The sequence below is a fragment of the Nitrospira moscoviensis genome (genome assembly GCF_001273775.1).
Classification (GTDB): Bacteria; Nitrospirota; Nitrospiria; order Nitrospirales; family Nitrospiraceae; genus Nitrospira_D; species Nitrospira_D moscoviensis.
The window spans coordinates 2,925,941-2,939,253 of sequence record NZ_CP011801.1; the positions used below are offsets into that span (position 1 = coordinate 2,925,941).

The 13,313-nt window shown below is 61.5% G+C and carries 13 protein-coding genes; all 13 read right to left on the reverse strand.

Annotated elements, in window-relative coordinates; translation table 11 throughout:
- Nucleotides 1-28: 28 nt before the first annotated feature.
- On the reverse strand, nt 29-574 hold the full coding sequence (lepB, locus tag NITMOv2_RS14255; RefSeq protein WP_053380504.1) for a signal peptidase I: 546 nt from the start codon (nt 572-574) through the stop codon (nt 29-31).
- Nucleotides 537-3,068, reverse strand: a complete 2,532-nt coding sequence (gene traC, locus NITMOv2_RS14260) for a type IV secretion system protein TraC (RefSeq protein ID WP_083448039.1) — start codon at nt 3,066-3,068, stop codon at nt 537-539. Before traC ends, lepB begins: the two co-directional genes overlap by 38 nt.
- A 48-nt stretch (nt 3,069-3,116) precedes the next feature.
- A complete protein-coding gene (gene traV, locus NITMOv2_RS14265) occupies nt 3,117-3,821 on the reverse strand; it encodes a type IV conjugative transfer system lipoprotein TraV (RefSeq protein WP_053380506.1) in 705 nt (234 codons plus the stop codon).
- A 29-nt stretch (nt 3,822-3,850) separates the two neighbouring features.
- Nucleotides 3,851-4,678, reverse strand: coding sequence for a DsbC family protein (locus tag NITMOv2_RS14270; RefSeq protein ID WP_083448041.1), 828 nt, complete (start codon nt 4,676-4,678; stop codon nt 3,851-3,853).
- A gap of 20 nt (nt 4,679-4,698) precedes the next feature.
- Nucleotides 4,699-6,048: a TraB/VirB10 family protein gene (locus NITMOv2_RS14275; protein ID WP_053380508.1), complete on the reverse strand. Its 1,350-nt coding sequence runs from the start codon at nt 6,046-6,048 to the stop codon at nt 4,699-4,701.
- A gap of 66 nt (nt 6,049-6,114) precedes the next feature.
- Nucleotides 6,115-6,819: a TraK domain-containing protein gene (locus NITMOv2_RS14280; RefSeq protein ID WP_187299221.1), complete on the reverse strand. Its 705-nt coding sequence runs from the start codon at nt 6,817-6,819 to the stop codon at nt 6,115-6,117.
- Nucleotides 6,728-7,333: a TraE/TraK family type IV conjugative transfer system protein gene (locus tag NITMOv2_RS14285; RefSeq protein WP_053380510.1), complete on the reverse strand. Its 606-nt coding sequence runs from the start codon at nt 7,331-7,333 to the stop codon at nt 6,728-6,730. Before NITMOv2_RS14285 ends, NITMOv2_RS14280 begins: the two co-directional genes overlap by 92 nt.
- A gap of 7 nt (nt 7,334-7,340) precedes the next feature.
- Complete coding sequence (gene traL / locus NITMOv2_RS14290) at nt 7,341-7,619, reverse strand: type IV conjugative transfer system protein TraL (protein WP_053380511.1); 279 nt, start codon at nt 7,617-7,619, stop codon at nt 7,341-7,343.
- Nucleotides 7,620-7,731: 112 nt separating this feature from the next.
- Nucleotides 7,732-8,040: a hypothetical protein gene (locus NITMOv2_RS14295; protein ID WP_053380512.1), complete on the reverse strand. Its 309-nt coding sequence runs from the start codon at nt 8,038-8,040 to the stop codon at nt 7,732-7,734.
- Nucleotides 8,041-8,340: 300 nt separating this feature from the next.
- The gene (locus tag NITMOv2_RS14300) at nt 8,341-8,652 is read right to left on the reverse strand and encodes a hypothetical protein (protein ID WP_145976354.1); all 312 of its coding nucleotides are present in this window, start codon (nt 8,650-8,652) and stop codon (nt 8,341-8,343) included.
- Between the two features lie 414 nt (nt 8,653-9,066).
- Nucleotides 9,067-9,855: a nucleotidyl transferase AbiEii/AbiGii toxin family protein gene (locus NITMOv2_RS14305; RefSeq protein WP_053380514.1), complete on the reverse strand. Its 789-nt coding sequence runs from the start codon at nt 9,853-9,855 to the stop codon at nt 9,067-9,069.
- Nucleotides 9,852-10,658, reverse strand: coding sequence for a type IV toxin-antitoxin system AbiEi family antitoxin domain-containing protein (locus tag NITMOv2_RS14310; protein WP_053380515.1), 807 nt, complete (start codon nt 10,656-10,658; stop codon nt 9,852-9,854). The genes NITMOv2_RS14305 and NITMOv2_RS14310 overlap by 4 nt, the downstream gene beginning before the upstream one ends.
- 100 nt (nt 10,659-10,758) lie before the next feature.
- Nucleotides 10,759-12,933 (reverse strand): SF1B family DNA helicase RecD2, encoded by a 2,175-nt coding sequence (gene recD2, locus NITMOv2_RS14315; RefSeq protein ID WP_083448043.1) that lies wholly within the window; start codon nt 12,931-12,933, stop codon nt 10,759-10,761.
- Between the last annotated feature and the right edge of the window lie 380 nt (nt 12,934-13,313).

Sequence of the window (13,313 nt, forward strand, 5' to 3'; positions counted from 1 at the left end):
CAGACCTCCCCCTCTAAATCACTGCCACCTACCAGATCGGAGTGACCACGCCTCGGAGATCCTCCGCCCTCACATAGCCGTAGTACCGGGAGTCGAAGGATCGCGGATGGGGCAAGGCCATGAAATACTGCCCCGGTGGAATCGGACTCTCGAGCTTCGCCAACCGGATCGGTTGCCCGAGTCGATCGCGCTGCAGGCCTTCTCCGACCACTGTCCCGTTGACCAGCACCTGCCTCCCTCGCACTTCCACCTGATCACCCGGCACACCGACGAGGCGCTTCGTCCAGAGCAGCCCGACCCTCGTGTAGGGCCTGGCCGGGCCAGCCGGCTGCACGCGATCGGCAGAGGCCTGCGCCATCACGAACGCCACGAGATCACCCCGCTGCGGCTCTCGCCCTTTCTCGATCAGGAAGAGCCGGTAGTCCGGCAGGCTTTCATCCGACCGGAGCGCAAGCTGGTACCAGGGACTCGCCAGGGCGAGAACCGGCCAGATCACTCCGATCCCGAGGAGGGCGAGCGCCACCTTGGGATGCCGGTCATGCCACTCGTTCACCCGTTGCAGCAGCCTTTTCACGTTCCTGCTCCAGGATGAGGTCGATGGCCCGGTCGGTCGTCATCTCCGGACCACCCGCCTTCACGATGCGATCGATCAAGGCCAGCTCCTCCGCCTTGGTGGAGTACATCAATTGCGTGCGCCGATCGACGGTCAGCCGGCCGATCCCGCGGCCGTGATTGGCCGTATAGAAGAAGATTTCCGAATAGCCGGCGCCGCGATGGACGGATCGGAGCAGCTGATACTCGAACTCGCTCAGGATCAGCCGGCCCCGCTGCTTGATGGACTCGATGCTCTCCGGCTTTTGTTTGAGCAGGAAGACGAAGTCCGAATTGGCCAGCAAGGCCGCCCCCGTCTGTCCCATCTTGTCGTAGTAATCGTTGATGCCCTGGGTGATCGTCATGATCGATCCCCCATACTTCCTGACCCGCCGGACGCCTTTTTCGAAGAACGCAGCCACGTTGCCTCCCTGGGACAGGAGGTCCCAGGCTTCATCCATCGCGCAGATCTTCCGCCTCGCGCGATCCCCCTGATACATGGCCACCTGGATGTTCATGATCATCTGCAGCAGGATCACCGAGCGCAGGTCCGGGAGCGCGTCGAGGCCGTCCAGCTCCAGCACATAGAAGTCGCGCTCGAAGTGCATGTTGTTCGGGCCGTTGAAGAGATCGCCGTAGTTGCCCGCGGCGGTGTAGGGAAAGAGCTGGGTGCCGAGATCCTTGATCCGCTGATCCTCCCGTTCCTGCCCCATCTTCAGCAGCGCCCCCGCCACATCGGTCGGGGTCGACTCGCCTCCTTTATCAGCGAGCACCTGGATCAAGGCCTGCTCCAGACAGGACAGCTCCAGATCGGTCAGCGCCCGCGACGGGGAGAGCATCTGCGCGAAGATCGCCTTGATCATCGCCAACTCGTCCTTGCGGTCCGCTTCCTCCTCCGGCGACTCGGCTTTCCGGTCGTAGCGGCCGATCACCCGCGACAGGGGGTTCAAGCAGAGTTTCCTCGCCTCGCGCGAGAACTGCATGAACTGCCCCTTGAGGTGCTCGCACAGCTTCATGTAGCTCTTGCCGGCGTCGATGACCCAGGCTTGGCCGCCGGTGGCCAGATAGGACCGGAAGAAGAAATTCGCGAAGAAGCTCTTCCCCGCGCCCGAGTCGGCGGCGATACAGATGTTGAAATTCCCCTCCGTATTGGCGAACACATCCAGACTCATCATCTGGCCGGACCGAGACGTGAGCAGCATCACGGGCTGCCCCATGCCCTTCCAGTCGCCGACGATGGGAGCCAGGTGCGCGGGGACGTCCGAGTGGACCGTCTTGAGCCGGCGCAGATCATCACGCAGCAGTGGGACGTTCGAGGGGAGCCCCATCGGCAGGCCGAACAGGAACACCCGGAACCCGATGAAATGGTCGTCCTGCAGCAACCAGTCGTGCGTGCGATAGATCGCCTTGATGGCCGAGCTGTGCTTCTCCAACTCTTTGGGATCGTCTGCGTACAGCGCGGCCTGGACGTACAGCCCGATGGTCTGCTTGCCTTCCGCGACGAGCGCCATCATGCGGTTGAAGTGCTGGAGTTTCTTCTCGAAGATGGGAATGAGCTTCAGCATGAAGCCCACCGCCTGGTTCGTCACCACGACGTGCTTCTTCCGGAGCGCGGCGACCGAGTTGACCTGGTCCAGCTTCACCGCATTGAGCGTGAGGAAGAACGGACAGGTGATCTGGTCCATGCCTCGCAGGAGACTGCCGATCAGCTCCCGGTTTTTGGATCCGTGCCACTCCTCGGGAAACTGCTGCACCGTCAGGCTCTTGACGAACTTCCCATCGAGCTCGAACATGCGCGCGTGGAGTTTCGCGTAGGTATCCCGCGCTACGACCTGATCGCTGATGAGCTGCGTCGAGTTGTAGGAGGGCGGGCGCTCTCCCCAGGCATGGCCCGGGCTGAGCAGCGTATGGAGCAGCCAGATGAGCTCCAGCGGAGGGACTCTGACCACCGGCAACCCGACGTTGCGCAGCGTCTGTTCCACACCCTCGAGCTGCTCGACAATGTCCTCGAACTCGATCCCGTTCGGATGGTCCTCCTTCAGAGGCATCGTGACGGACACATAGACGTTGAAGTCCCGGGGCCTGATGCCCGACGTCGGGATCAACCGCGTTCCCTGCGACTCCAGGAAAAACTCTCTGGTGCGTGTCGCATCCCGGAGGAACCGGGAGTCCAGATCCCCTCGATCGCTCAATCCCACGTGCGCATCCAGATAGGGCTGGATCACCGGCGAGGCATGGATCATGAGCTGGTAGGTGGTGCCGGTCGGCGCCTGGCTCGATTCGAACAGGTTCGTGAGCTTCTGAATCGTGTCCGGTCCCATGCCCAACAAGGGCGGGCTTTCCCAGACGCAGCCGATCCGGCCGTCAGCCAGCCGGTACACCTGGTTGTCCGGATCATAGGCATGGTGCGGCAGCCACTCGCTGATCGACGTCCGCGCGATCATCTTTCTCGCAAAATACTCAAGCAGGGTAGACATGTAGATCTCTCTCCGAATGACAAGCCGATCGTTTCCGGAAACCGGCGCTCACGGGAAATTCGGCCCGAAGCCATAGGAATCCACGGGCGAAGCCGGCGTTCCATTCATGGGCGATGGGCCCGGATTGCTCGGAGCCCCTGGCACACCGTTGACTCGCGGCTGCGCCATGGAATGACGGCTCTCGTCCTGAAGGTTGAGATCCTGATAGGGGCTGGGACCCGACCCTGTCCCTGAGGCAGCGCCGGTCCCCCCGGACTTGCCGCGACTCGCTCGTTCAACCATCCGTGACGTCTTCGGCAAGAAATCGGCGCCGGGCCGAGCGCCGTGCGGGACGCGACGCATGCCTTGCCGGTGGCCATAGACAAAATGCGCCTCGCTCAGCACGACGTACAGCTGAGCCGAATCGTGCAGCCGGCCCTTCGAATCCTGATAAGGAGCGATCCAGACTCGCAGGACGTCCGCCGGGACCAGGACCGGCTTGCCCAGATAGGAATCGATCGTCCCCGCCAACGGTGGCGCCGGCGGAAACCCCTCCCTGGGGCCGGTCGGATTGCGACCGTGACTCTCCTGCGTGAGATCCTGGGATGGAGGAGACGGCTCAAACCTCCGATCGAAGTTCTCCGAGACCGACCGGCAACTGGCGGATTCAGGATAGCCCTTGCAACTGAATTGCGACTGATAGCCACAGCCCGACAAGAGGACGAGCACCATCGCCATCACGCCGGTCCCAACCTGTCCGCCGATGTGTCGCATTCTCAGTCCTCTTTCTCGACCCGTACTCGTCATTGTCCAACCGGGAGGCCAAGATTCGGCCGAACCTGGCCCAGGATCTCCTCCGCGGAACGATGCCCGAGCACCAGGGTGCCGTTCGGCAAGAAGATCGACGGGGTGCTCGACACATGCAGGTCGTGACCCAGTTTGAGATTCTCGTCGATCGGATGGGCACAGGGCTGCTCCGGAGATGGGACCGGCTGACCCGCCAGGGCGTGATCAAGCATGGCGGCCCGGTCCTCCGCGCACCAGATCGCGACGGACTTGCGATAGGCATCCGGGTGCGGACGCACCAGCGGGTAGAGCACCACCGCGACGGGCACACCGGCCTGAACAATCTTCTTCACTTCAGGATGAAATTTGCGGCAGAAGGGACAATCCGGATCATCGAACACCACAATCGGGCGCAGCGCAGGCTCCCTCTGTGCCTCGGCTTGTGGTTTCAACAGAATGACCTTGGAGAGATCCAAGCCCGAGAGCACCTCCTGCTGCTTGCGCCTCACGTAGTCCCTGGTCAAGTTCCGTCCGGAAGCCAGGTCGAACAGGCCACCCGAGAAGACGTACCGCCCGCTCTCATGGACGTACAGGATGCTCGCCTCCAACGCCGCTCCGTCGGTCTCGACCAGATACCAGCCAGCGATCTCGGTTGGCGAGAGCTGCTTGATCGTCACTCCGGGGAACTTCGCCTCGAATGTTGCTCTGACCGCCCCTTCCGGAAGTCCCTCCGCAACAACGGGCCCTGAGCCACATAGCATCGCGACTCCGACCAGAGTGACCCTCATCGAGAGTCCCAGAAGATCTGCTGTTCGCATGAGCACACTCCAACATGTTCCGGTCATCAACTTGCTCCCTTTGGTTATTATTGGATCGGCACCGCGGATGGGTTAAACGAACCCGGTGGGCTGTACACGCTGCTGTATGGAGCAGACGACAAGAAAAACTCCTCGAGTTCCTTTCCATCCGACACAATGAAGTCCACCTCCCGATCCGCTGAGACCTCGATGATCGGGAAAATCGAGGAGGCCATCACGGCGTAGTGGCGTGCCAGCAACGACGCCGCGTTTCCCGCTCCGCCCGCCACCCCCGCCATTGCGAGTTGGCCCGCCGGCGGAAACGTGAAGGCTTGCGACGGACTGCTGGAGATCACGAAGCCCTGTTGAAACGGCATGAACGCGCGGCTGATGCCCGACACGAAGCCCGCCAGGAGCGAGCGCGCCAACATCGCGCCCTCTTTCATCACCACCGGCCCGCGCATGCCGGCTTTGCCGTCCTCGCCGGCGACGAAGCCTTTGATGCTCATGTCCACCGCTGTGCCGTTCTGCCGGACGCAGGAGATATTGACCCCGCGAATCTGCACGCGCTCCGAGGACAATTCCGCGAGCCCTTCCCCCATTAAGAAGCAGTCGGTGGCATGCACCCGAAAGTCATTGGGGAGCTTCATCAGATTCCGGATCTGCATCAGGATGGGAGAGGGACTGTTCCCCATCGCGCCTCCGCCCCCTCCCGTGGCGCCGGCGGTCCGCGCCGGCGCATCCAAGCCGGAGAGCAATTTGACGGGGACGATCGTGCCCGTGGGCAGCCAGTATTTCTTGGGCTGATTCGTCCGAAGGGACACCGGCTCGACCCGGAAGGTGCGAATGCCATCGGTCGGTGCCACAATGACATCTTTCTTCTCACTGCCGACCTGCCGAGCAGGGATGGGCGCGGAGGCCGTGCCTGGAACCCGCGGCGGAGTGCCGGAGCGCTGGTTGAGGGCATCCGGCCCTTGGGCCCAGGTCGGAGGAAGCGGGGGCGGTAGGACCCCGTTTCTTACGGCTGTCTTGTCCGCTCGCCCGTCGCCCGTCGGCCTGGACTCAGGCTTGAGCGGTTCCTTCTCTTTCGCTTCCATGCGAATACGCAGGCTGTCGATCATCCGCCGCAACTCGTCCTTCTCTTGCGACAGCGCCTCGATCTTCTTCCCTGCCTCCGCCCGCCAGATCTCCTGGTCCGTTTTCGCCGCATCCAACGAGACTGGCTTGGACTGGGCCTGCGCCCGGGCCGCGGGACTGCCGGGTGTCCGGAATTGGTTGAGCCCCACCGTGCCGACGGCGAGCACCACGAGACCGATCAGCCCGATCAGCCATTTCGACGGCGGCGTCTTCGGTTTCCGGATCGGATCACCGCCCGGATTGAGAATTGGGCTTGTTGGTTTCTGCTGCATCGGATTCATGTCGTCATGCTCTTTCGCCTCGGCGCGGACAAGCCCTCCCCCGGAGTACAGCCCGACCGTGCCGCTCTATTTCGCCGCCGGAGACGGAACCAGATCGATCCACAAGACTCGCACCTCCTCGCCCGATTCGATGACGTGGCGATTCAAGGCGATCGCGAGCTCCTTCCCTGTGAAAAACTCCGACTCCCGGAGCGTCTGCGTCCCGGACGTCTTGTTCGCCAGCCGGTATGCCATCACGCGATAGCGTGGACAGCGGGATTCGATCCCCTTGACGACCTCGAGCTCCATCCACCTGGGATACTGCTCCGGGTCGATCGGGGCTGAATGGCAGCCTCGGGGCAAGTCTTCCAACGCCACTCGCCGCATCAACTCGACGAGCCCATCCACGTAGTCCGTCGCCAGCTTGACGGGATCGTCTTCCCCCAGCGCTCCGTCCGCCCGATCGTCCTCGACCGTGATCCGTTGCGTCGATTCCGCGCTGGCCACCAGTTCGAAGACGTAGGCCTGTCTGCCGGCCATCACCACGAGATCCGCCGGGCTCGTGCGGACGCGAACCATGACATACCGGCCCTGCGCCTTCGCCTCCAGATCCGGTTTGGAGCTAGAGACGGACGTCACCTCTTCGGGCAGCTCGATGACATTGATGTCACGAAGCGACACCGCCGCCCGCAGCGTCCGGCTATCCTCGACGGTCAGTCTCTGATCGGCCTGACTGAACGGCGGACTTGCCAGCGCGAGCGCGATCGCGATGCTGGCTGCTGATCGCCACAATCTCAGGCCTGAAGTCTTTGAATCGCAGTGTGAGATGGTATTCACGCTCCTCCTCTGCCACCAGAATCGACCCCGAAAACCGGCGTTCCAACCCGCTGATGATCACGTCGTCACCGACGATCTCCGTCGCGTCCGGGAAAAACACCCGATTGAGGTTATTCCCGACGATGTAGATCCGCTCGGCCCCCAACCCTTCCGACATCATCCCGTACTGCTCCGGCGCCACGTAACGCAGCAGGACCGTGTGGCCGAACTCGACGGATCTCGGCGTGACATTCGTGACGAACGGCAGCAAGGTCAGGGCGATCTGCCGCCGGTACTCATCCGAAACATTCCCGTCGGAGGTCACCAGGTATTCCTGGGAGACCGACGCGGGAACCACGTGGAGAATCTCCACCCGGCGATACAAGCCGTTCGCCATCAAGGCCAGCACCAATCCGATGTTGGCCAGGAGCAGAACGAACGCGATGGCCCGCGTGCTGTAGAGATCCTTCACATAGCGTCCGATATGCATGCGCTCCTCACTCGATCAACTCCCGAACCGTTCCATCCGGCCCCAACGGCAGGTCGAATCCCGGGATCCCGTACCAATACGCGAAGTGGAAGATGAATCCGTCGCTCTTCCCGCTCTTCAGCGTTGAAATCATGAACGTGCACAGGAGGCCAACGACGAGCAGAGAGGTCAGCTGCCGCGTGAGGATGCCGATGAAGCCGCAGAGAATCAGCACGATCAGTTCGTCCAACTCCCACCAGGCGATCTGTGGCGGACTGTCCATATATCTCGGGATGAAGACCTGCATCGTGACGCTCCGCACTGGCACCCACCCGCTGACCCGTGGACCGGGATCTGTCGCCGTGAACCAGAACGGGATGGAGTCGTCTGTGCAACCCCATCCCGATCGAGCCCGTGTCTTACATCAGTCCCGTGGTAATGGTCGGGATCACGGTTGGCAAATAAAAGGACCCGGCTGCGACGCCGAATCCGGTGAACATGTAGCCCCACCGGCCGGCCATCGCAGAACCCAGCCCGATCGCCCCGGCAATCAGGCCCAGCAAGGTGCCGAGCGAACCCTGCATCCAGCCTGTCAACAGGGTGTTCAGCGGACCGAACGTCGCATCCGCGCCCGCGAACGCCGGAACCGCCATGATCACCATGCTGGCGAAGAGCACCATCGCTATCACGCCCAGAACCGCTGTCATCTTCTTCACGAGCTTATACATATGAGATCCCTCCATGTTGTCTCCTCAGGAACAGTGAGAACCGAAGCCCCCGATTGCAGCCATGACGAACGAAGTCAGACAACAGACCGTCTTAGTTCCTCACTGGGTCACCTCTCTTTTCTGCATCGCCGTGGCTGGCCTCAGCCGTTTCATACGGATCGTCGGATCAGCCTGGGAGGTACGGCAGTGCACTGCCTGGCCGATTGGCCTCATTCCCCTTGATCGTTCCGTCGCCCCACGCTTGGTCCAGACTCGAACCGCACCGTCCCATGATGGATTTCTGCTCTTGCTCCATGAGCATCACTGAGTGAGTTCGCGCTGCTGATCGCTGTGGCCGGACTGCCGGACGGTTGTTTTCGGCAAGACCACGGGCAGTGACCGGACCGTCTTCAACAGCGACGACAGTGCTTCTGGAGCCGGATCGAGGATGCGAGCCGATGGGAGAGGCGAGAGCAGATCCGCCTCCGGACAGGTCACCGGCGTCCCAAGCACATACTGAACAGTCTCTGGCACCGTCACGACTCCGCCAGGAAGCTGGTACTTCCGTTCACACAGCTTCACGACCGCTCCCGCGTGGACGGCGACCGAGGACCAGGCAATCATGCCGGCCACGAGACTCATCCTTCTCCACCGCATCGCCAACTCCCTCTGCGCCGGCAGAAGCTCCTAGCTGCGTCACTCCAGACGGAACGACGCTCCGCCGCCTTGACAATTCCACGGAGAGTATTACCGGCTGATTGTGATACGAAGGGAAGTGCCGAAGGCTCTACTGCAGAGACAGTGATTGGTGAGAGACGGACGAAGAGAGCGATGGAGAATGATGCTGAAATAACCGGCTATGGCGAACGGAGGCGTGATCTCGTTCCAGTGCCGTATAAAAGGCCTGAGGACTGCCGGTGTAGACCAGATGCCTCCGTTCGCCCCCCGGGGAACAACACTTCGCGGGACCGCGAACGATCCCGCGAGTCAATCATGACAGAAATGATGTCACAGCACGGACCGGCGCGAGCCGACACCCTTGAACCTTCACAGATGGGCAACGAGCCGATCGCTCACAAGTTTCGCTGCGGCGCGAGCGTCGTACTCGACAATGGGCGCTAGTAAGGGGCGGAGATCTTCGTTGAAGGTCCGGGAGGCAACTTTCGCCGCCAGGTTCTCTTCGAAGTCTGTCACCCTGATCTTTGCCCCCGCTGCCTTCATGTAACGATGAAATGCCTCAATGATGCGCTCGGGGTCGACACCCTCCATGCGCAGTCCGATCCACAGATCGAAGAGATCACGTCCTTTACGGCGCTGGTAGAGTGCCCGCAGCTTGGTGGCGAGCAGCTCTTCAAGCGTATACGTATTCACCGCGGCCTCGCCCTCGAACCACCGAGAACGGACGGCGAATACCCGTGACTTGAAGCCAAACACATCAAAGTGCTCCCGGCTGTTGATCTCGATCTTGAGCCGCAGTGGAACAACCGGCGGAACCTCGGACACCATGCGATAGCGAAGCGTCACATTGTCAGGGTTGTTTTGTCGACGCGGTGTCCCGAGTATTGGATCGAGCCGCGCTCGGAGTTTATCGAGAAGAGGTCCGATTGGGCCCGCCTTGCGCTGAACCAAATCGATATCCTCCGAATATCTGACGGGTCTGGCCACGTACAGTTTGTGCAGAGCAGTCCCACCTCGGAGAATGAGATGATCCGAGATTTCCAAGTCACGAAAGATCTCGACCAGAGCGCGGCAGAGTATCAGATCCTGCTCAACCTGAGCGTCTTGGGGCCAGGGCGCCACGTTTCGCCACTGAGTGATGAAGGCCTGCGGAATCATCCTTCAGGCTCCAACTTGGCATTGACCAGGAGACGCCACTTCCGGCTCTCAGGCCCATCTCCGACCGGTGAGGCCGGATCCAGCGGTCTCAAAGGGGGATCTTTCTTGTCAACCCAATCGGCTAGGCCGCGCGTCAACTTCCTGCGGCTCAGCCGATCAAGCAGATATCCCAACCGTTGCGCAACGAGGATCTCTTCATGTCTCTTCACTATCGCTGTGAGTTTGGCCGCATCCAGACGCTCGGCCAGTTCAGCCAGCACGGTGATCACGTGTTCCAGCCCTCCGGCCGGTCTAGGATAGCGAACAAGGTCCCAGGCCGTTGTCTCAGCTGAGGAGGCCTTCTGGAAGCCGGTCGGGGTCTTGACCTCGACCGTGACTGAACGGTCGAACGGTCCCTTTCCGAAGAAGCGGATGTGCACGTTGCCAACCCGAATTGGTCGTACAGCTCGCGTCGGCACCATGACCTGGAATTCCTGCGGTCTATGGTGTGCCGCACCATGACTCTGAGCCGCGGAGAGCAGCCCCACGTAGTACGGTTTCCCCATATTCTTCATGAGCTCATCGATAAACCACTCCGGAGGCAGAGTGCCGACGGACCGGTGCTGCGGGTCCACGATGACGTAGAACCCGGACCGGGGCATCACCAGACGGCCGGCCTTGACCAGCCGATGCAAAGCCATGTATACGGCTCCCGGTGTTGCCCCGAGCTGCTGTTTCGCCTCCGCTCGCGTGAACGTATAGCGTCCTGTTGCCAGGAGGTTGTCGACAAATTGGCCAGCTGAGATGGTGGGTCTTGCATTCATATCGGTTGCACAATCTAACGAATCTCGTAATATTCCGCAACCTGTTTATTGGTCATGTTCAGGCTGATTATCGCTGCATGCCTTCTGGATACCGCGCACTCTATGCGAGGAACACAGTCTGATGAGAGAAGGGCTCAAGCACAGCTAGGGGAGAATCGCGAAATAACCGGCTATGGCGAACGGACGCGTGATCCCGTTTCAATGCCGTGTAAAAGGCCTGAGGACTTCCGATGTAGACCAGATGCTTCTGCGCCCGGGTCACCGCGGTATACAACACTTCTCGTGTCAGCATCGGGTAGTGGCTCGAGTGCATCACCACAACCGTGCAGGAAAATTCCGATCCCTGGGCCTTATGCACAGTCATGCAATAGGCCAGGGCTAGCTCGTCCCACTCCGTTTCGGCATAAGAAATCTGGCGATCCGGATAAGCGACCTGGAGCACGCGCTCCGTTTCTGACACCTCTGTGATCGACCCAATCTCACCGTTGAACACCTGCTTCTTGTAGTCGTTGTCCAAATGGATCACTCGATCTCCGACGCGAAAGGGAAAGCCATCGACCGAGGTCCCGGGATTCATGACGTCCTGCAGCACTCGATTCAGCTCCACCGTCCCCAACGGCCCCCTTTTCATCGGCGCCAGGACCTGAATCTCCTGTGGTCGAAACGGCAGCCTCGGCAGGACATCGCGCAGCGCCGCGAGCACTTCTTCCGGCTCGTTCCGCAGGTGAAACTCGCATTCGCCCAGCGAGCCTGAGCGCAGAGACGGCACGGCCCCGAAGTGGATGTCGTGAGCCAGACGAACAATCTGCGACCCGGCCGTCTGGCGCTGGATCTCGACGAGCTCCGTGACCGGACAGATGTTGGCCGCGATGACATCGCGGAGAACCTGTCCCGCTCCCACCGCAGGCAGTTGATGGATGTCGCCGACGAACACCAGCCTGGTCCGCGCCGGATCCAGCGCATTGACCATCGCGGCCGCCATTTCAAGATCCATCATCGGCGCTTCATCCACCACCAGCAAATCGATCCGCAGCGGCCGTCGCCGATTGAACCGACAGCCGTCCCGGGGGTGCCATTCCAGCAACCGATGGATGGTCATGCCGTCCAGGCCGGTTCCCTCCCCCGCCCGCTTCGCCGCTTTCCCGGTTGGAGCCGCGAGCGCCACCTTCAATCCCAGGCGCACCGCCTGGCGCAACAGATATCCGACGGCCATCGTCTTTCCCGTTCCAGGCAATCCTGCAATCACCGACAGACCATGATCCAGTGCGCGCGCGACCGCCTCTTGTTGCACTGGGGTCAGCGCCAGGCGTTCCACGGCCCCCAACTCAATCCGGGAGGGGAGAAAGGTCTGCCTGGCCAGGTCCCGCAACCCTGCCTCAAGCGCTCGCTCCGCGTGATAGAGCCGAGGCAGGTACAGCGTGCGCTCCCACTCCTGCAGTGCCCCACGCTCGCTCTCCCTCGCCACCGCGGCCTCCAACTCGGTCACCTCTACCTCGAGCACCTGTTGCGCCTCTTTCGTCAGGACCTCGCGCGGCAGACAGCTATGGCCTCTTCCTGCTTCCCGCTCCAGGACATAGTGTAGGCCGGCAACCAGCCGATGAGGATCGTTCACTGCCATGCCTCGTTCCCTGGCGATGCTGTCGGCCCGCTGAAACCCGACCCCGTGGAGCTCCGCCAAGCAGTAAACATTCGTCCGGATCTGCAGAGCCGCCTCGGGTCCGAACTGCCGGAGGGCCTTGTGCGCCAGACTCACGCTCAAGCCCAAGCTCAACAACTCGGTCAGCGCCGCCGCCCGTCCTTTCTGAATCTGCCAGGACTTGACGATGTGCGCGATCGTGGACTCGCCAATCCCCTGAATCTCGATGAGCTGTTCGGGGTGCAGATCCAACACTGTTAGCGCATCTCTCCCGAAGCGGTCGACGATCCGCTGCGCGAGAACCGGCCCGATGCCAGAGAGCACTCCCGACGCGAGATAGGCCTTGATGCCTTCCGCCGTATGAGGACGCGCGCAGCTCACCGCTGCCACGCGGAACTGTTCTCCCCGGGTGCCATACTCCCAGCGACCCACCAGCAGCAGGCGCTGAGACTGCACCGGCTCCGTCCGCAACTGGCCCACCACTTTGAAGACCCGATGCCCATCGAGCGCGGACGAAACCTTTGCAGCCTCGCGTACGGATAACACGGTAAATCCCGTCTCAGCCTTTCGGTAAAGAGCCCGCAAGACTTCCACCTCGATACAGACATCCGAGCCTGAAGCTACTCGCTCCTGATCCACTGATGCTCCCTATGTACCTGGCTTGTCTCAAACACAGAAACGACCAATCGCGTTCTCCAACCACAAACCGGGTGTGTCACTGATTCAATCCTGACGCGATTCGATCGGCCACATCCAGACGCTGCCATCGCTCCGACCACTAGAGCTCACGGACTTCCATGCCGGAACCGCTCGCCTTGATTCAATTGCCACTCCAGCCAACAGGCCAGAGCTCGATCAACCCCTGATCTCATCAAGAACGGATGGCGAGACATGCGAGCGAGCACGTACTGGAACCACACAGGCGCCCGATGCTTCGGCAGTACTGCCAGCAACGCACTCATCCCGAAGAGCCATGTGATTCGCAGTGTCACCAGCGGGTGCTGATCCATGACCTCCAA